The sequence below is a fragment of the Streptomyces sp. NPDC002265 genome (assembly GCF_040296125.1).
Classification (GTDB): Bacteria; Actinomycetota; Actinomycetes; order Streptomycetales; family Streptomycetaceae; genus Streptomyces.
In genome coordinates, this window is sequence record NZ_JBEOWS010000015.1 from 23,596 (window position 1) to 42,583 (window position 18,988).

Consider the following 18,988-nt stretch of genomic DNA (forward strand, 5'->3'; position numbering starts at 1 on the left):
ACAGGTCGGACCGGTGCCGCGGGCCCGTGGGCCGAACAGCGCGGCGGGCCCGCCGATCTCCCCGAGGAGACCGGCGGACCCGCCCCGCCGTGCGTCGTACCGGATCGGCTCACACCCGGATCGGCTCACCCCCGTCGGTGACCGACGGAGCGGTCACGGCCTCGGGTGCCTCGTCGTGGGTGAAGTCGGGCATCCGGTCCAGCCACTTGGGCAGGTACCAGTTGCGCTCGCCCAGCAGCGCCATGACCGCGGGCAGCAGCACACCACGGATGACGGTCGCGTCGATGAGAACCGCGGCCGCGAGGCCGACGCCCATCTGCTTCATGGACTGCATGGACAGCGTTCCGAAGATCGCGAACACGGCGACCATGATGACGGCGGCGCTGGTCACCACGCCGGCCGTGGTGACCACGCCGTGCCGGATCGCGTCCGTCGTCGTACGGCCGCGCAGCCGCGCCTCGCGGATCCGCGAGACCACGAACACGTGGTAGTCCATCGACAGGCCGAACAGGATCACGAAGAGGAACAGCGGCAGCCAGGTGACGATGGCACCGACGCCCTCCGCGCCCACCAGCGAGGCGCCCCAGCCGTGCTGGAAGACGGCCACGAGGATGCCGTACGCCGCGCCCACCGAGAGCAGGTTCAGCGCGATCGAGGTGATCGCGACGGTCAGGGAGCGGAACGACACCAGCATCAGCAGGAAGGCGAAGACGACCACGAACCCGAAGACCGGGGCGACCGAACCGAGCAGCTGGTCGTTGAAGTCGTGGTTGCCCGCGACGTTCCCGGTGATCGGCGCCTGGAGGCCGTCGACCTTGCCGAGCGTGGCGGGCCGTACCTCGTCGCGCAGCTTCTCCAGGCTGGCGCTCGCCCTGTCCTGGTCGGAGCCGCCGACCAGCGGCACGTAGACGAAGGCGATGTTCTGCGCGTCGTGCAGCTTGATCTCGACCGGGCCGCGCGAGGCGCCCGAGGTGATCGCCCGCTCCTTGAACTGCGCGAGCGCGTCCTTCACGTCCGGGGCGTTGATGTCCCGGGCCTTGACGACGACCTCGGCCGGCTCGGAGCCGCCGGGGAAGGCCTCGTTGACGCGGTTGTAGGTCTGCACGATGGACAGCGAGTCGCCGAACTCCTGGTCCAGGGTGAGGTTCTGGGTCTTCATGCCGACCGCGGGGGCCGCGATCGCCAGCAGCGCGCCGGCCGCGACCACGACGGAGAGGACCGGCCTGGCCAGTACGCCCTTGAGGACCGCGCTCCAGAACCGGCTGTCCCCGCTGCCGGACCGGCGGCGGCGGTTCAGGAACGGGATCCGGCCCGCCTCGACCCGCTCGCCCAGCAGGGACAGCAGCGCGGGCAGCACGGTCACCGAACCGACCATGGCGACGGCCACGACCATCAGCGAGGCCAGGCCCATCGCCTCGAACCCGGCGAGCCCGGTGAACAGCATGCCCGCCATCGCCACGCACACCGTGACACCGGAGACCACGATCGCCCGGCCACTGGTGGCGGCGGCGACCCGCAGAGCCGTCTGCGCGTCCCGGCCCGCCTCGCGCTCCTCGCGCTCGCGGCGCAGGTAGAACAGGCAGTAGTCGACGCCGACGGCCAGACCGACCAGCAGCATCACGGAGTTGGCGGTGTCGCTCATCGGCATCACATGGCTGACGACGCCCATCAGGCCCATCGTCGCCATGATCGCGGTGATCGCCAGGGCCACCGGCAGCAGCGCGGCCACCAGCGCGCCGAAGGCGATGAGCAGAATGCCGAGGGCCACCGGCACCGCGGAGTACTCGGCCTGCTGGAAGTCGTCCCCGAACGCGTCGGAGAACGTCTTGTTCATGCTGGCGCTGCCGATCTCCTCGACCCGCAGCGACGTGTGCTTCCTGGCGACGCCCTCGACGGCCTTGACGACGGGCTCCACCCGGTCCCCGGCGGTCTCGGCGTCGCCGCGCATGTCGAACTGCACGAGCGCGCTGCGGCCGTCCTTCGAGATCGTCTGCGTGTCGTACGGCGAGGTCACGTCGCTGACTCGGCCGGTGGCCCGCACGGCCTCGACGACCTCGGCGACCGTCGCGCGGAACTCGGCGTCGGTGGCCTTGACCCCGGCGTCCCGCCCCTGGATCAGAACCGTCTCCCCGGCCGGCTCCTCGATCCCCGCGTCCTTCACGATCGTCGCGGCGGTGTGGGTCTCGCCCTTGAGCTGGTCGCTCTCGTCGACGTCGACCCGGCCCGCCGCCGAGCCGAGCCCCATCGCCAGGACGACGAACAGGACCCAGATCCCGACGGCCGCCCATCGGTGCCGGGCGCTCCAGCCGCCGGCCCGTGCGGCGATCCCCCGCACCCGTGCATCTCCAGTCCCCATGACGGGCCTGCCCCCTCGTCCGCGGTGGCAGCCCCTGCCGCCACCTTTCCCCTCGACGGTATGGGTCCGATAAAGACATCTCGTCGTACTGCCCGGTGAGGTGGGGCGGCCCCGGCTCATCCCGGTGGACCGCGCCGGCTCCGCACTGGGGAGGACGATGGCCCCCTACACGTATCCCCGTCTCTCGGGGGTGCGGATCGGGGGGTACGGACCGCTCTAGGCTGGCGGCATGACGACTTATGCGGCGCTGCTGCGCGGAATCAACGTGGGCGGCAACAAGAAGGTCCCGATGGCCGAGCTGCGCGTCCTCATGGAGGGCCTCGGGTACGCCGGGGTCCGCACCCATCTCCAGAGCGGCCAGGCCGTGTTCACCCCCGGCGACGGCGACGAGACGTCCCTCGCCGCCGAGCTCACGCAGGCGATCGAGAAGCGGTGCGGCTTCCCGGTCGACGTCATCGTGCGCGACCACGCCTATCTGCGGGCGGTCGCCGACGCCTGCCCGTTCCCGGCCGCGGAACTCGAGGCGAAGCAGCTGCACATCACGTACTTCTCCGCGCCGGTCGACGAGGAACGCTTCGCCGCGGTCGACCGGGCCGCCCATCTCCCCGAGGAGTTCCGCCTCGGCGACCGCGCCCTGTACCTGTACGCCCCCGACGGCCTGGGCCGGTCCAAGCTCGCCGAACAGCTCGCCAGACCGCGGATCACCAAGGGACTGATCGCCACCACCCGCAACTGGAACACCGTCCTCAAGCTCATCGAGCTCACCGGCTGACCGCCCGTCACGGAAGTGCCCGGGGCCGTCGACCCCGTCCCGTGCAGCCCGCGAAGGATGCCGGTCAGGTGCCCTCGCCCCGCCAGGCCCCGTCCCGTTGGGCCCAGCGCACCGCGGGAGCCACCGCCAGGCCCACCACCGCGAACAGCACGCCCAGCGCCGCCCAGCCCGCACTGCCGTACCGGATCGCGGTCACCGTCACCAGAGCCGGTCCCGCCATCATCCCGGCGGACATGCCCGCGCCGAAGACACCCTGGTACACGCCGTGTGCGCGGGCGTCGGCGAGCGCGTAGCCGAGGGTCCAGCCGCCCGCCGCGGACAGCACCTCGGCGAAGACCTGCACCACCGCGCCGACGGTCAGCGCGAGCACCGCCCACACGGGGGAGAGACCCGCGGAGAGCGCGTACACCGCGCAGGCCACGGCGAGCAGCAGTCCGGCCCGGCCCATCGCCCGGACCGCGGAGGGGACCCGCGAGACGCGGCGGGCGATCCGCACCTGCAACAGCGCGACCAGGGCGCAGTTCAGGATCATCAGCAGCGCGGCCGTCCAGCGCGGTGCCTCGGTCCGCTGCACGATCCACAGGGGCAGACCGACCTCGGAGAGCGTGTACTGCACGACCAGCACGGAGTTGAGCACGGTCACGGCCAGGAACGGCAGGTCCCGCACCGCACGCCAGCGGTCGGCGGCCGGAGCGTCGGCCGGGACCGGAACGCGGTCGATCGCGTGCGGGGCGAGCGGCAGCCGGCGGACCATCAGCGCGGGTGCCGCGAACGACAGCGCGTTCACCAGAATGACCGTCATGTATGCGCTGCGTGTGTCCAGTTGAAGGGCGATCGCACCGAACACGCCGCCTACGCCCATGCCCACGTTCGTGACCATGCGCAGATACGCCCGCGCCTCCACCCGGGTCGGCGCGGGCAGCACGTCCGCGTACAGCGCGCCCTGCACACCGCGGCTGGCCATCTGGAGTCCGGTCGCGCAGACCACCGCGACGAGGAAGCCGACGTACGAGTGGACCAGGACGTAGGCGGCCGTCGCGCACCCGGTGCCGCCCCACAGCAGCGACCCCACCTGCCGGGCGCCCCACCGGTCGGCGGCCCGCCCGGCGGGGATCCCGGCCGCCACGCCGACCAGCCCCGCGACCGTCATGCCGAGTCCGACGGCGGTCGCGTCCAGACCCACGATGCGGGTGAAGTACAGAACGCCGAGCGGGAAGTAGAGCCCGTTGCCCAGGGAGTTGAAGGCGGTCAGGACCGTTGCCCGGCGCAGCACGGGATCGGCGGGCAGCAGTCCGGCGGCTCGGGTGACGGGCCGGGGCGGCACACCGGACACCGGGCCGGCCGGCGAGGAGCCGCCGCCCCGCGCGGAGGCGGAATCGGGCTCGGAGGCGGAGCCGGGCTCGGAGGAGGGTTCCGAGGAAGGTTCGGAGGCCGATGTCGTGGTCATGAAGACAGCCAACCCCGCCGGGAACCGGCACCGACAATGATTTAGCGTGGCACTCAATGATCGAGTTTCGCTTCGCCGTCGGCGACCTCGCCACCACCTCCTTCGCGTACTCGCCCCTCCAGGAGGCGGTGTTCTCACTGCGCTGCCTGCACGACCCCGCGCGCTATCCCCACCACCGGCCGTGGCTGCGCCGTATCCGGCCCAGCCTGGAGAGCCTCGACCGCGAGATGCTCACCGTGCTCGTCACTCCCTGGCTGTGGGTGCCGGACTTCCTCACCCCGCGCCCGGCCCACGCCCGCCAGGTCTTCGCCGACGAGCTGGACCTGCTGCGTGCCACCCCGCCGGAGACGGTCGTCGCCGGCTTCCACGCCGCCTACCGGACCCCGGAGGCGCTCCCGCCCGTTCTCGTCCGGGGGCTCACCGATCCCGGGGCCCTCCTCGTCCGGCTCACGGACGCCCTCGACGCCTACTGGCACACCTGCCTCGCCGCCGACTGGTGGCCGCGGGTGCAGAGCATCCTGGAGGCCGACCTCGCCCACCGGGGGCGGGTGCTGGCCGAACAGGGCGCCGGTGCGCTGCTGTCGGGACTCGACGAGCGGCTCTCCTGGACGGGCAGCCGTCTGCTGCTGTCCACCCGGGACGTCATGGCGCGCACCGCGTGGAGCGACGTCAGCATCGACGGGCGTGGACTGGTCCTGGTGCCGACGATGTTCGCCCGCGGTGCCCAGCAGCTGATCGACCCCGCACGGCCCCCGGTGCTCATGTATCCCGCACGCGGCCGCGGCACTCTCTCCGAGAAACCGCCCCCGGTCAACGACGAGGCCCTCGTCCGTCTGCTGGGCCGCCCCCGCGCGCGTCTGCTGCGACTTCTGGCGGAACCCGCCTCGACCACGGAACTGGCCCACCGCCTGGGCGTCACTCCCGGCGCGGTCAGCCAGCATCTGGCCGTCCTCTACGACGCGGGTCTCCTCAGCCGCACCCGCAGCGGCCGGATCGTCCGCTACACGCGCACCCGGCTCGGCGACGACCTGTGCCGGTAGACCCCCGCCGGTCGGCCGGTGCCGAGGGAGACGTCGCGGGGATCCGTGCCGACCGCCCAGCCCGGCCGTCCCGTTGTGGCGGCGCACCCCAGGGCCGCGGGGAAGTGCGCGAGCGTCAGGACGGACCCGCACGGACCAGCGGCTCCCGGGACGCTCACGCCCCCAGGGCCGCCAGGGCGGGTCTGCGGGCCGCGTCGTAGCGCTCCAGCAGCAGCCGCGCCACCTCCGGAGCCGGGCCGAGCACCTCGGCGAGGACGTCCGCCTCGGCGGCGCCCCGCGCGATGCGGTCCGGCAGGAAGCCGGGCGCCAGGACGTAGGGCGCGACGGCCACCCGCTCGCAGCCCAGCTCGCGCAGTTCCCGTACCGCGTCCTCCGTGCGGGGGAGGGAGGCGGAGGCGAACGCGGGCCGCACGGCGCACCAACCGGTGTGCCGCCACTCCCGCGCGATGTCTGCGATCACCGCGATCGCCTCCGGGTCGGTGGACCCCGCCGAGGCCAGCACGACCCCGGTCGAGGACTTGTCGGCGGGCGTCAGCCCCGCCTCGTACAGCCGCCGCTCCAGCGCGCAGAGCAGCAGCGGCGACGGGCCGAGCACCTCCGCCTGCCGGATCCGCAGCCGCGCCGGCGCGGCGCCGAGCACGGCGGGGATGTCCGCCTTCGCATGGAACGCGCGTGTCAGCAGCAGCGGCAGGGCTACGACGTCACGGACGCCCTCGGCCGCCAGGGACCCCAGCACGCCCTGCACGGAGGGCACGTTGAAGTCCAGGAAGCCGGTCTCCACCCGGACGTCCGGGCGCAGCGAGCGCACCTGCCGTACGAGGGCGTGCACCGTCGCGGCGTGCCGCGGGTCGCGGCTGCCGTGGGCGATGACCAGGAGAACCGGCTTGCCGTACACGGGCGTCAGCCCTTCACCAGCAGGCCGCGGCTGCGCAGCACCCACCGCTCCAGCGGACTGAAGATCAGCAGGTCGATCGCGATGCCGACGAACAGGATGAGCAGGATGGCGAGGAACACCTGCGCCATGCTGCTGTTGGTGCGGGCCACCTCCAGCAGCTGGCCGAGGCCCACGCCCAGGTCGGGCGCCTGCACGATGATCTCGGCGGCCATCAGCGAGCGCCAGGAGAACGCCCACCCCTGCTTCAGGCCCGCGACGTAGCCGGGCAGCGCGGCCGGCATGACGATGTGCCAGGTGCCGCGCAGACCGGTCGCCCCCAGCGTGCGGCCCGCGCGCAGGAACAGCGGCGGCACTTGGTCGACGCCGGAGACCAGACCGTTGGCGATCGAGGGCACCGCGCCGAGCAGGATCACCGCGTACATCATCGACGGCTGGAGGCCCAGCCAGATCACCGCGGGCGGCACCCAGGCGACCGAGGGCAGCGACTGCAGGCCGGACAGGGTCGGGCCGATCGCCGCCCGCACGAACTTCACCCGTGCCACGAGCAGGCCGAGCGGGGTGCCGATGAGCAGGGCGAGCGCGAAGCCGAACAGGCCCCGCGAGACGCTCGTCCAGATGTAGCCGAGCAGGGTGCCCTTGAGCCAGGCGTCCTGGACCTCGGCCCAGACGGCGCCCGGGGAGGGCAGCTTCGAGGGGTCGTCGACGATCTTCAGGGTGATCAGGCCCTGCCAGATCACCACGACCACGGCTATCGCGACGACCGGCGGCAGGACCTTCTCGCGCAGGGTCTGCCGCAGCGGCGGCCGGCCGGTCACCGAGCTCTCCAGCGCGTCGAGACCCGCCTCGACGCTCCCGGCCGCCTCCGTCGTCCTCGTCTCAGTGCTGGCCATGACGGCGGATCTCCCCACGCAGTACTTCGGTGATCTCAAGCGACAGTTCCGCCACGGGGGCGTCCTCGATCCGGCGCGGCTGCGGGATGTCGACCGTCCACTCCCGGGCCACCCGTCCCGGACGGGAGGACAGCAGCACCACGCGCTGCGCGAGCCGGACCGCCTCGCGCACGTTGTGCGTGACGAACAGGACGGACAGCCCGGTCTCCGCCCAGATCCGGGTCAGCTCGTCGTGGAGCACGTCCCGGGTGATGGCGTCGAGGGCGGCGAACGGCTCGTCCATCAGCAGCAGATTGCTCTCCTGCGCCAGCGCGCGGGCCAGTGCCACCCGCTGGCGCATACCGCCGGACAGCTCGTGCACCCGCTTGCCGTACGCGCCCTTCAGCCGGACCAGTTCGAGCAGCTCCTCGGTCTTCCCGCGGCGCTCGTTCTTGGCGACTCCCCTGAGTTTCAGGGCCAGTTCGATGTTCTTGCCCGCGGTCAGCCACGGGAAGAGGGCGTGCTCCTGGAACATCAGGGCGGGCCGGCCGTCCGTCGCGATGGAGCCGGCGGTCGGCCGGTCGAGTCCGGCCACCAGGTTCAGCAGGGTGGACTTGCCGCAGCCCGAGGCCCCCAGAAGGGTGACGAACTCGCCGGGCGCGACATCGAGGCTGATGTCGTCCAGGACGAGCTGCTGTCCGCCCGGACCGGCGAAGGACTTCGAGACATGCTCGATGCGTGCCGCGTACTCCACCGATACGGCGGCCTTGGCGAAGGTCGTGGCCATGGTCGTCACCTCCTGGGAACTCGTCGGGTACGGGGCTTACTTCGCGCCGAGGCCGGCGTCGTCGACGGCGGCGGCGCCCTCGGCCTCGAGAACCTTGTCGAGGAGCGTGAGGTCGTAGATGCCGTTCAGGTCGGGCTTCTCCAGCAGACCGGCCTTGACCGCGTGCCGCGCCTCGGTGTCGAGGGTGGCGGCCAGCGGGTCGTCGGTGAACCGGATCGACTTCCACGCCGGGTCGATCACCGCGGCGGGCAGCGCCTTGCCGGAGTCGGCCTCCAGCTGCTCGTTCGCCGCGGCCTTCGCCTCGTCCGGGTTGGCGTTGATCCACTTGTTGGCCTCGACGGAGGCCCGCAGCACCGCCTCCACGGCCTTCGGGTGCTGCTGGAGGAACTCCTGCCGCACGACGATGTTCGTGATCACGAACTTCTTGTCCGGCCACAGGTCGGCCTCGTCGAGCAGCACCTTCGCGCCCTCGGCGACCAGCTTGGACGCGGTCGGCTCCGGCACCCACGCGCCGTCGATGGAACCGGACCTGTAGGCGTCCGGGGTGATCTTGTTGTCGGTGCGGACCACCGAGACGTCGCCCTTGCCGCTCTCCGCGTCGACCTTCCAGCCCTGTTCGGCGATCCAGTTCAGGAACGCCACGTCCTGGGTGTTGCCGAGCTGGGGGGTCGCGATCTTCTTGCCCTTGACGTCCTTCAGGGACTTGATCCTGTCCGGGTCGACCACGAGCTTCACCCCGCCGGAGGCCGAACCCCCGATGATGCGCAGGCTCTTGCCCGCGGACCTGGTGTAGCCGTTGACCGCCGGGGACGGGCCGATCCAGCCGATGTCGATCGAGCCGGAGTTCAGCGCCTCGATCTCGGACGGGCCCGCGTTGAAGACCTGGTACCTGGCCGCGGTGGCGCCGAGCTCCTTCTGGAAGTAGCCCTTTCGCACCCCCACCAGCGCGGTGCCGTGGGTGAGGTTGCCGAAGTAGCCGATCTTCACGGAGTCGAGGCCGTCGATCTTCTCGGCCCCGGCCGCGACCTGCTGGTCCGCGGGCCGGTCCGCTGCCTTCGAGCCGTAGCCGCACGCGGCGAGCGCCAGCAGGGGAAGAACGGCGGCGACGGCCGCGCCGCGGCGCAGGGCGGCGGCGCGAGCGCCCGCTTTCGGGCGGAGCCGGGAAAGGGCGAGCTTGGCAGGCACGGGAGGATGTCCTCTTGTTGGCCCGGCGGTCACGTCACTCAGGTCGTGGCCGGGAGGTCGGCAGACGGTCTTCGTCGCTTCCGGGACGGAGGGTGGGGCGACTGGGCGCGCAGGCGGTGCGCGTACGTCAGCGCGCACATCGCGCTACTCCGCCCTCGCCGCTGCCGAGGGCGCCGCTGCCGACACGGCCGCCCTCCTTCGCGAACGTCGCATAGTAGTCCGGGGCGTTCATGGTCAGAAGTCCCAACCGTCGTCTTCCGACGCGTCCTTGACCGGGTCCGGGGCGGCGAACGACTCGCCGACCATGCCCGCGGTGAGCGTCGTGCCGTCGCTGGGGTCGATCAGGATGAACGAGCCGGTGCGGCGCGAGTCCGCGTAGGAGTCGACCGGCAGCGGCTCGGCGGTACGGATCTTCACCCGGCCGATGTCGTTGGCGAGCAGCTGTCCCGGGTGCGGGTGCAGGGACAGGTCGTCGAGCGTGAGCCGGGACGGTATGTCCTTCACCAGGGCCTTGACCGTGCGGGTGCCGTGCTTGAGCAGGACCCGGTGCCCGACGGTCAGCGGCTGGTCGGCCACGTGGCAGACGGTCGCCTCGATGTCCTGGGTGGTGGGCGGCGCGTCCTTGCTCGGCACGAGCAGGTCGCCGCGCGAGATGTCGATGTCGTCCACCAGCAGGACGGTCACCGACTGCGTCGTCCAGGCCACGTCCACCGGCACACCGAGCAGGTCGATGCCGGAGATCCTGGTCGAGCGGCCGGACGGCAGCACCGTCACCGCCTCGCCGACGCGGAACGAACCGGCCGCGATCTGGCCCGCGTATCCCCGGTAGTCGGGGTGCTCGGCGGTCTGCGGCCGGATCACGTACTGGACGGGAAGGCGTGCGTGGCAGTGCGCCAGGTCGTGGCTGACCGGGACGGTCTCCAGGTGCTCCAGCACCGTCGGGCCGCCGTACCAGTCCATGTTCGCGGACGGCTCGACCACGTTGTCCCCGGCGAGCGCCGAGATCGGGATCGCGGTGACCTCGGGGACGCCCAGCTCGGTCGCGTACGCCGTGAACTCCTCGGCGATCGCGGCGAACACGGACTCCTCGTAGCCGACGAGGTCCATCTTGTTCACCGCGAGGACCGCGTGCGGGACGCGGAGCAGGGCGGCGATCGCGGCGTGCCGGCGGGTCTGCTCGACGACGCCGTTGCGGGCGTCGACGAGGATGACGGTCAGCTCCGCGGTGGAGGCGCCGGTGACCATGTTGCGGGTGTACTGCACATGGCCGGGGGTGTCGGCGAGGATGAAGCGGCGCCGGGGCGTGGCGAAGTAGCGGTAGGCCACGTCGATGGTGATGCCCTGCTCGCGTTCGGCGCGCAGCCCGTCGGTGAGCAGGGCGAGGTCCGGGCCCTCCTGGCCGCGGCCGGCCGAGGCGCGCTCCACGGCCTCCAGCTGGTCGGTGAGGACCGACTTCGAGTCGTGCAGGAGCCGGCCGACGAGGGTGGACTTGCCGTCGTCGACGGAGCCGGCGGTGGCGAACCGCAGCAGGGTGGTGGCCGAGAGCTCCTCGGTCGTGGTGGTGCTCATGTCTAGAAGTACCCCTCGCGCTTGCGGTCTTCCATCGCGGCCTCGGAGAGCTTGTCGTCGGCGCGGGTGGCGCCGCGTTCGGTGAGCCGGGACGCGGCGATCTCGGTGATGACCTGCTCCAGCGTGACGGCGGCGGAGTCGACCGCGCCGGTGCAGGACATGTCACCGACGGTGCGGTAGCGCACCTGGCGCTTCTCCACCGTCTCGCCGTCCTTCGGGCCGCCCCACTCGCCGGCGGTCAGCCACATCCCGCTGCGGCTGAACACCTCGCGCTCGTGCGCGAAGTAGATCTGCGGGAGTTCGATGCCCTCCCGGGCGATGTACTGCCACACGTCCAGCTCGGTCCAGTTGGACAGCGGGAAGACGCGGACGTGCTCGCCGGGTGCGTGACGGCCGTTGTAGAGGTTCCACAGCTCGGGGCGCTGGCGGCGGGGGTCCCACTGGGAGAACTCGTCGCGCAGGGAGAACACGCGTTCCTTGGCGCGGGCCTTCTCCTCGTCGCGGCGGCCGCCACCGAAGACCGCGTCGAACCGCTCGCTCTGGATCTTCTCGGTGAGCGGGAGGGTCTGCAGGGGGTTGCGGGTGCCGTCGGGGCGCTCCTTGAGCACTCCGCGGTCGATGTAGTCCTGCACCGAGGCCACGTGCAGCCGCAGCCCGTGCCGGGCCACCGCGCGGTCGCGGTACTCCAGCACCTCGGGGAAGTTGTGGCCGGTGTCGACGTGCAGCAGGGAGAACGGCACCCCGGCCGGGGCGAACGCTTTCAGCGCCAGGTGCAGCATGACGATGGAGTCCTTGCCGCCGGAGAAGAGGATCACCGGCCGCTCGAACTCGCCCGCCACCTCGCGGAAGATGTGCACCGCCTCGGACTCCAGCGCGTCCAGATGGCTGAGGGCGTACGGGCCTGCGGTGCCCTCCTCGCCCCCCTTGAGCTCGGCAGCGGTCGTCATGCCAGTCCCCTCTCGCTGAGCAGGGCGTACACCGACGCCGCGGACTCCTGCACGGTCTGGTTCTGGGACTCGATCCGGAGATCGGGCGACTCGGGCGCCTCGTACGGGTCGTCGACACCGGTGAGCCCGGAGAGCTCGCCCGCGGCCTGCTTGGCGTACAGGCCCTTCACGTCGCGGACCGAGCACACCTCGACCGGGGTCGCGACATGCACCTCCAGGTACGCCGCCCCGCTCTGCTGGTGACGCTTGCGCACCGCGTCCCGGCTGTCCGCGTACGGCGCGATCACCGGAACCAGCGTCTTGACACCGTTACGGGCGAGCAGTTCGGCGAGGAAGCCGATGCGCTGCACATTGGTGTGCCGGTCCTCGCGGCTGAAGCCGAGGCCCGCCGAGATGAACTCCCGGATCTCGTCGCCGTCGAGGACCTCGACGAGGTGGCCCTCCGCCCGCAGCCGGCCGGCGAGTTCGTACGCGATGGTGGTCTTGCCGGCGCTCGGCAGACCCGTGAGCCAGACGGTGGCTCCGGTCGTCACGTGTGTCTCCTGAATCTGTGTCATGGTCAGCCGTGCAGCCCGCACTCGGTCTTGGCGCGTCCGGCCCAGCGGCCGGCGCGTGCGTCCTCGCCCTCCAGGACGCGACGGGTACAGGGGGCGCAGCCGACGGAGGCATAGCCGTCCATCAGCAACGGGTTGGTCAGTACGCCGTGTTCGGCGACGTAGGCGTCGACGTCGTCCTGGGTCCAGCGGGCGATGGGGGAGATCTTGACCTTCTGCCGCTTCTCGTCCCAGCCGACGACCGGGGTGTTCGCCCGGGTCGGGGACTCGTCGCGGCGCAGGCCGGTCGCCCAGGCCTGATATTCCGTCAGGCCCTCTTCCAGCGGCTGGACTTTGCGCAGCCTGCAGCACAGGTCGGGGTCGCGGTCGTGCAGCTTCGGCCCGTACTGCGCGTCCTGCTCGGCGACCGTCCGGCGCGGGGTGAGGGTGATGACGTCGACGTCCATCACCGCCTCGACCGCGTCGCGGGTGCCGATGGTCTCCGGGAAGTGGTAGCCGGTGTCGAGGAAGACCACGGCCACGCCCTTCTTCACACGGGACGCGAGGTGCGCGACCACCGCGTCCTCCATCGAGGAGGTGACGCAGAACCGGTCGCCGAAGGTGTCCACCGCCCACCGGAGGACCTCCAGGGCGGAGGCGTCCTCCAGGTCGCGGCCCGCCTGCTCGGCGAGGGCCCTGAGCTCGGCCGCCGTGCGCGTCTGCCGAGTGGTCGTCATGTCCGGTCGTCCCCTTCGGCGTTGGAGTCGTGAAAGCCCCGGGCCAGCAGCCCGAGGAACTTCAGCTGGAATGCGCGGTTGCACGACGCGCACTCCCAGGCGCCGTGTCCGGCCTCGTTCGGGCGCAGGTCCTCGTCGCCGCAGTAGGGGCAGTAGAAGGGGGCCGCGCGCTCGCTCATCGGACGTCCTCCGTCTCACTCGCCGCGCTCATGACAGCGAGGTCTCGTCGGCGCGGGCGGCCCAGGCGGCGAACCGTTCGCCGTCCTTGCGCTCGGCCTGGAAACGCTTCAGCACGCGCTCGACGTAGTCGGGCAGTTCCTGTGCGGTGACCTTCAGGCCGCGGACCTTGCGGCCGAAGCCGGACTCCAGACCGAGGGCGCCGCCGAGGTGCACCTGGTAGCCCTCGACCTGTTCGCCGTCGGCGTCGACGACGAGCTGGCCCTTGAGACCGATGTCCGCCACCTGGATACGGGCGCAGGCGTTCGGGCAGCCGTTGAGGTTGATGGTGATCGGCTCGTCGAACTCCGGGATGCGGCGCTCCAGTTCGTCGATGAGCGAGGCGCCGCGGGCCTTGGTCTCGACGATGGCGAGCTTGCAGTACTCGATGCCGGTGCAGGCCATGGTGCCGCGCCGGAACGGGGAGGGCTTGGCGGTCAGGTCCAGCGCCTGGAGGCCCTCGACCAGCGAGTCGACCCGGTCGCCCTCGACATCGAGGATGATCATCTTCTGCTCGACGGTGGTACGCACCCGGCCCGAGCCGTGCGCCTCGGCGAGCTCGGCGATCTTCGTCAGGGTCGCGCCGTCCACCCGGCCGACGCGCGGGGCGAAGCCGACGTAGAAGCGGCCGTCCTGCTGGCGGTGCACTCCGACGTGGTCGCGCCAGCGGGCCACCGGCTGCTCGGGGGCGGGGCCGTCGGTCAGCTTGCGCCCGAGGTACTCGTCCTCCAGCACCTGGCGGAACTTCTCCGCGCCCCAGTCGGCGACCAGGAACTTCAGCCGGGCGCGGTTGCGCAGCCGGCGGTAGCCGTAGTCGCGGAAGATCGAGATGACGCCCTCGTAGACGTCCGGGACCTCGTCCAGCGGCACCCACGCGCCGAGCCGGACACCGATCTTCGGGTTGGTCGACAGGCCGCCGCCGACCCACAGGTCGAAGCCGGGGCCGTGCTCGGGGTGGTGCACGCCGACGAAGGCGATGTCGTTGATCTCGTGCGCCACGTCCAGCAGCGGCGAGCCGGAGACGGCGGACTTGAACTTGCGGGGCAGGTTGGAGAAGTCCTTGTTGCCGATGATCCGGCGGTGGATCTCGTCGATGGCCGGGGTGCCGTCGATGATCTCGTCTTCGGCGATGCCGGCCACGGGTGAGCCGAGGATGACGCGGGGGGTGTCACCACAGGCCTCGGTGGTGGACAGGCCGACCGCCTCCAGGCGGTTCCAGATCTCCGGCACGTCCTCGATCCGGATCCAGTGGTACTGGATGTTCTGCCGGTCGGTGATGTCCGCGGTACCGCGGGCGAACTCCTGCGAGATCTCACCGATCACCCGCAGCTGCTGCGTGGTCAGCCGGCCTCCGTCGATGCGCACGCGCAGCATGAAGTACGAGTCGTCCAGCTCCTCCGGCGCCAGGACCGCGGTCTTGCCGCCGTCGATCCCGGGCTTGCGCTGGGTGTACAGCCCCCACCAGCGCATCCGGCCCCGCAGGTCGTTGGGGTCGATGGAGTCGAACCCGCGCTTGGAGTAGATCGTCTCAATGCGTGTCCGCACATTGAGACCGTCGTCGTCCTTCTTGAACTGCTCGTTGCCGTTGAGCGGGGTGAAGTGCCCCGCGGCCCACTGACCCTCGCCGCGGTGACGGCTCACCTTGCGGCGGGGCGCGGCGGCAGCAGGGTTCTGCGGGGTGGCGGCCATGGTTCTACGTCCTTCAAGACAGGCGGAAAGCGGCTCTGACCAGTGCGTTCGGGCGCACGGAAGCATTTAATGCGCGGCTCTGCGCAGGGAAAGACCAAAGCGGGAAACTGCGGCGCTGCGGCTCGTCAGCCCGCCGGACAGATGGCGCTGGACATGCGGCCGAGGTCGACGTGCCGCCGACTCACCAAGGCAATTCCAGTTCCAGGCATGACGGAAGCGTGTCACGGCGTTCTGGACACAGTCCAGCTTCGTCCGTCATGCGGACACCCTGGTCCCACATCGTGGAACCAGGGTGTCGTCGGTCACATGCTGTGTGCGCTGTCTTGTCAGCGCAGGTCAGGCGGGACGGGCGTCCGGCCAGGGCCCCGGCGTGGTCACCTCGGGCTGCTCCTCGACCTTGGTGTCGAACAGCTTGAAGCCCCGGCGCAGATAGTTGTCCATGGCGTGTTCGCCGTCCAGGCTGCAGGTGTGCAGCCACACCCGCTTGGTCTCCGGCAGCCCCGGCCAGCGCTCGCCGAGGTCCCAGGCGCGGGCGGCGCCGTACGCCAGCAGGTGTCCGCCGATCCGGCGGCCGCGGAAGGCCTGGATCAGCCCGAAGTAGACGATCTCCACGACCCCGTCGTCCTGCGGCTCCAGCTCCACGTAACCGGCCGGTGTGCCGTGGTCGTAGGCGACCCAGGTCTCCACGCCCGGCCGGTCCAGGTGCTCGCGCCAGCGCGCGTACGGCCAGCCGAGCCGGTCGATCCAGCGGATGTCCCCGCCCACCGAGGCGTACAGAAAGCGGCTGAACTCCGGCGAGGGAACCTCCGCGCGCACGATCCGCACGTCGCCCTCGGGCGCGGAGGCGGGCAGGACGTCGGTCGGCGCGGTCTGCTCCAGGGACCAGGTGGTCACGGGGATGTTCGTCATACCGGACAGGGAATCATCTAGTCCAGGGATCTGTCGATCGAGGTCAGGGGCAGTGCGAACAGCGTCCGCCCGGACTGGGACCAGACCTCGCCGGTCTCCTGCCAGTAGGACAGCGACTCCGTCCGCGGGCTCCAGCAGGTGCGTCCGCCCTCGGACCCGCACCGCGTGGCCCGCGCGCCGTCGGTGTCCTGCCGCCACAGGCCGCCGGGTCCGTCGCCGTCGTCGGCCGCACGGCTGAGATACCAGTGCGCGCCCAGTGACAGCACGCCCCGGACCTCGGAGATCTTCGTCCGGTAGGCCTCGGTCGCGGGCACCCGGCCCGTGGCGTCGGCGGCGAGCAGCCCCGAGCGCCCGAGGGTCGTGCTGAAGGAGTAGCGCCACAGACGGGCCTGTCCGGGGCTGTCGCCGGAGGTCCACTCGCCGGCCACCAGACTGTCCGGCACCGTGCTGCGGTCCAGCGAGATCGCGCCGGGGCGCGGGGTGCCGCCGGCGCCGCCGAGCCGGTAGGAGCCGACCGCCGGCAGCACGTACCGGCAGCCGTGCGCCGACCAGCCGCCCGGCACCCGGCCGATCGCCTCCGCCTCGACCGTGGCGCGCTGGACGCGGTTCATGTCGTAGACGTACAGCGCGGTCCGGTCGCCGTCGTCGGCGGTGACCAGCAGTTTGTCCTCGTACCAGACCATGCCCGAGACATGGGAGGCGAGCCCCCGGTAGTCACGGCCGCCGTCGACCGGGACGGCGAGAAGGACCCAGGTGTAGCTGAGATGGTCCAGGTCGTCGGCGTCCACGAAGGCGACCCGGGCGAGCCCGCGCTCGCCGACCGCGCCACCGGGACCCGTCCAGCCGGAGAGGATCACGCGGTGCGCACCCCAGCGGCCGTCGTCGTCGGCGTCGCCGGAGGTGGTGACCGCGCCGGGCCGCCAGCCGTCGGTGTCCGCCGGGTTCCAGCAGTACGCGCGGGTGGCCGCCGGTGCGACGGGCAGTGCCTGCTTCTCGTCGGACGTGCAGTCGGCCGCGCCGCGCAGGGTGTGGTCGGCCCCGGCGAGGACGGCGGTGACGCCGACCGGCTGCCCCATCCCGCCGGCGAGCCGGCGCAGATCGGCGGACGGCACCAGGTTCTCCGTCAGGCGCAGCCGGGCCGTCTCGGCGGTCGAGGTGAGCGGCTTGAGCGCCCCGGGGTCGTCGGCGACCGTGGCCTGCGAGGCGCTGATCATGGTGGCCGCGGCGGTGAGCGCGAGGGCCGCTCCGGACAGGAACGCGCGCAGCGCCCGCCCTCGCCTGCGTCGGCGGTGCCTGCCACGTTGCTTCATCAGACCTCCCGAGGCGGACCAACTGCGCCTGTCGACCGGTACGTTGAGCGAGGAGCAGGTGGGGTGGCCCGTGCAAGGGATGCTACGACAGCCGGACACTGCCGGGGACGAAGACCTCGCAAATATGCGGAAGACACCTGCGGACGCGGCATATGCGGTATGGCTGGTCGACGCACGCCCGCGCACGCCGGGGCGTTGCCACCGGGGGCATCAGGCCAGGGCGGCCGACTCCCGGGCCTTCGTCACCGCCGGTGCGGTGGAGTGCGGCAGCAGGTCACGCGGGTCGCCGGGCAGCAGGACCTCCACGGACGCGTCCTCACAGAAACGATACGGCCGGTGCTCCAGAAACCCCCCGAAGTACCTCCGCACCCGTGACATCTCGGCCCGGACGGTCACCGTGCGCGCCGGGTCGCCGAACATGTCGGCCGCCAGGCCCGCCGCACTGCGCCCCGAGCGGTGCACGGCCAGCAGATAGAGCAACTCGGCATGGCGGGGACTCAGTTCATGGGTCCAGGAACCCGCGCTGCCGGACACCGTCACCGTCCAGCCGCGCGGCCGCCCCAGATCCAGCACGATCCGGGTGGCCGCCCGCGGCCCCGGCTCCGCGGCCGGCCGCACCAGCCAGCCGCCGGCCAGCGGCTCCACCGCGCTCAGCCCGAGCGCCGGGAACCACCGGCGGCCCGCCGCCAAGGACTTGGGCAGGGCGATCCGGTTCGTGTACGGCATTCCCGTCACGGCCGCGGTCCAGCCGTCCCGGTCCACCACCACCGCCCGGTCGCCCAGCCGCGCCAGCACCGGTGCCGCCACCGCGCGCAACTGCTCCAGCGAGTTCTGGTGCAGCTCGCGCAGCCGGGACTCGGCGAGCTTGGCCACCGTGTCGACCCAGGAGAGCGTGGCCGGATGCATCGTCTCCAGCGGGCCGCTGAGGTCCACCACCCCGAGCAGCCGGCCGTCGCGCGGATCGGAGATCGGCGCCCCCGTGCAGGTCCAGCTGGTCTGACTGCGGACGAAGTGCTCACCGGCGAACACCTGCACGGGACGGCGTACCACCGCCGGGGTGCCCACCCCGTTGGTGCCGACCACGTCCTCGCGCCAGTCCGCGCCCAGTTCGAACCCGAGTTCGTCGGCCTTGCGCAGCACCGGTGAGCAGCCCTCGCGCCACAGCACCCGGCCCTCCGCGTCGGCGATCACCATAATGTGCCGGGTGACGTCCGCGAACTGCAGCAGTCCCTCGCGCAGCACCGGCAGGACGTGCCGCAGCGGTGACTCCTCGCGCCGCCGCTGCACCTCGTCGGCGCCGAGCAGACCGGATCTGAAGTCGTGCTCGGGGTCGACCCCGCTGCGCGCCATGCGCCGCCAGGACTGCTCGATCACCGGCCGGGGAGCGATCGGCGCGCGCTTCCCGGCGAGAGCGGCCTCGCGCATGTCGCTGAGCATCCGCGCGGCACGATGCGCGTCGACGGAGGCGAGTTGCGTCATGTTCTTCGGCGAGTACGCCACTGGGCCCCCCGGGAAACTCCTGCGACCACCGGAAAAGTCAAGCCCCGCGGCCGACGGTTTCCGGTCCTGTTCCGCCGGTTCGGGCGGTGCGTCACATCATGCCGCCCGAAGGCGACGGAGGGGCTGACTCCGGACACACCGGCCCGCAAGTTGCAACCCCCTGCAACCCTGGTGCACCTCCACGCTTTGTTCGAAACTTGACGCACGCCGTCCCGAGCGGCGTTTCT

18 protein-coding genes are annotated in these 18,988 nt (G+C 71.7%); 2 read left to right on the plus strand and 16 right to left on the minus strand.

Annotated features, from left to right (window positions below; genetic code table 11):
* Nucleotides 1-109 precede the first annotated feature (109 nt).
* A complete protein-coding gene (locus ABT085_RS04695; protein ID WP_351602062.1) occupies nt 110-2,356 on the minus strand; it encodes an MMPL family transporter in 2,247 nt (748 codons plus the stop codon).
* A 229-nt stretch (nt 2,357-2,585) separates the two neighbouring features.
* On the opposite strand from ABT085_RS04695, the gene ABT085_RS04700 reads away from it, so the two are divergent.
* The gene (locus tag ABT085_RS04700; RefSeq protein WP_351602065.1) at nt 2,586-3,128 is read left to right on the plus strand and encodes a DUF1697 domain-containing protein; all 543 of its coding nucleotides are present in this window, start codon (nt 2,586-2,588) and stop codon (nt 3,126-3,128) included.
* Between the two features lie 64 nt (nt 3,129-3,192).
* Here ABT085_RS04700 and ABT085_RS04705 read toward each other — a convergent pair whose 3' ends face one another.
* Complete coding sequence (locus ABT085_RS04705) at nt 3,193-4,575, minus strand: MFS transporter (RefSeq protein WP_351602068.1); 1,383 nt, start codon at nt 4,573-4,575, stop codon at nt 3,193-3,195.
* Nucleotides 4,576-4,631: 56 nt separating this feature from the next.
* Here ABT085_RS04705 and ABT085_RS04710 point away from each other — a divergent pair, with 56 nt between their 5' ends.
* Complete coding sequence (locus tag ABT085_RS04710; protein ID WP_351602071.1) at nt 4,632-5,615, plus strand: ArsR/SmtB family transcription factor; 984 nt, start codon at nt 4,632-4,634, stop codon at nt 5,613-5,615.
* A 154-nt stretch (nt 5,616-5,769) separates the two neighbouring features.
* On the opposite strand, the gene ABT085_RS04715 is transcribed toward ABT085_RS04710, so the two are convergent.
* The 14 genes from ABT085_RS04715 to ABT085_RS04780 form a co-directional block, all read right to left on the minus strand.
* Nucleotides 5,770-6,510 carry a sirohydrochlorin chelatase gene (locus ABT085_RS04715; protein ID WP_351602074.1) on the minus strand — a complete coding sequence of 247 codons (741 nt, stop codon included), beginning with the start codon at nt 6,508-6,510 and terminating at the stop codon, nt 5,770-5,772.
* Nucleotides 6,511-6,515: 5 nt separating this feature from the next.
* Nucleotides 6,516-7,400, minus strand: coding sequence for an ABC transporter permease (locus tag ABT085_RS04720; protein WP_351602077.1), 885 nt, complete (start codon nt 7,398-7,400; stop codon nt 6,516-6,518).
* The gene (locus tag ABT085_RS04725; protein WP_351602080.1) at nt 7,387-8,166 is read right to left on the minus strand and encodes an ABC transporter ATP-binding protein; all 780 of its coding nucleotides are present in this window, start codon (nt 8,164-8,166) and stop codon (nt 7,387-7,389) included. The genes ABT085_RS04720 and ABT085_RS04725 overlap by 14 nt, the downstream gene beginning before the upstream one ends.
* Nucleotides 8,167-8,202: 36 nt before the next feature.
* The gene (locus tag ABT085_RS04730; protein ID WP_351602083.1) at nt 8,203-9,351 is read right to left on the minus strand and encodes an aliphatic sulfonate ABC transporter substrate-binding protein; all 1,149 of its coding nucleotides are present in this window, start codon (nt 9,349-9,351) and stop codon (nt 8,203-8,205) included.
* A 234-nt stretch (nt 9,352-9,585) separates the two neighbouring features.
* The gene (locus ABT085_RS04735) at nt 9,586-10,920 is read right to left on the minus strand and encodes a sulfate adenylyltransferase subunit 1 (RefSeq protein ID WP_351602086.1); all 1,335 of its coding nucleotides are present in this window, start codon (nt 10,918-10,920) and stop codon (nt 9,586-9,588) included.
* A 2-nt stretch (nt 10,921-10,922) separates the two neighbouring features.
* A complete protein-coding gene (cysD, locus tag ABT085_RS04740; RefSeq protein ID WP_351602089.1) occupies nt 10,923-11,867 on the minus strand; it encodes a sulfate adenylyltransferase subunit CysD in 945 nt (314 codons plus the stop codon).
* On the minus strand, nt 11,864-12,424 hold the full coding sequence (cysC, locus tag ABT085_RS04745; protein ID WP_351602092.1) for an adenylyl-sulfate kinase: 561 nt from the start codon (nt 12,422-12,424) through the stop codon (nt 11,864-11,866). The genes cysD and cysC overlap by 4 nt, the downstream gene beginning before the upstream one ends.
* Nucleotides 12,425-12,426: 2 nt before the next feature.
* Entirely contained in the window at nt 12,427-13,137 is a 711-nt protein-coding gene (locus ABT085_RS04750; RefSeq protein ID WP_351602095.1) for a phosphoadenylyl-sulfate reductase, read from the minus strand.
* Nucleotides 13,134-13,316, minus strand: a complete 183-nt coding sequence (locus tag ABT085_RS04755; protein WP_351602098.1) for a hypothetical protein — start codon at nt 13,314-13,316, stop codon at nt 13,134-13,136. The genes ABT085_RS04750 and ABT085_RS04755 overlap by 4 nt, the downstream gene beginning before the upstream one ends.
* 28 nt (nt 13,317-13,344) lie before the next feature.
* Complete coding sequence (locus ABT085_RS04760; protein ID WP_351602101.1) at nt 13,345-15,042, minus strand: nitrite/sulfite reductase; 1,698 nt, start codon at nt 15,040-15,042, stop codon at nt 13,345-13,347.
* Nucleotides 15,043-15,167: 125 nt separating this feature from the next.
* A complete protein-coding gene (locus ABT085_RS04765) occupies nt 15,168-15,251 on the minus strand; it encodes a putative leader peptide (RefSeq protein WP_316248393.1) in 84 nt (27 codons plus the stop codon).
* Nucleotides 15,252-15,378: 127 nt separating this feature from the next.
* Complete coding sequence (locus tag ABT085_RS04770) at nt 15,379-15,951, minus strand: GNAT family N-acetyltransferase (protein ID WP_351602104.1); 573 nt, start codon at nt 15,949-15,951, stop codon at nt 15,379-15,381.
* A gap of 17 nt (nt 15,952-15,968) precedes the next feature.
* Nucleotides 15,969-17,261 carry a hypothetical protein gene (locus ABT085_RS04775; protein ID WP_351602107.1) on the minus strand — a complete coding sequence of 431 codons (1,293 nt, stop codon included), beginning with the start codon at nt 17,259-17,261 and terminating at the stop codon, nt 15,969-15,971.
* A gap of 210 nt (nt 17,262-17,471) precedes the next feature.
* Nucleotides 17,472-18,740, minus strand: a complete 1,269-nt coding sequence (locus ABT085_RS04780) for a GAF domain-containing protein (protein WP_502982629.1) — start codon at nt 18,738-18,740, stop codon at nt 17,472-17,474.
* Between the last annotated feature and the right edge of the window lie 248 nt (nt 18,741-18,988).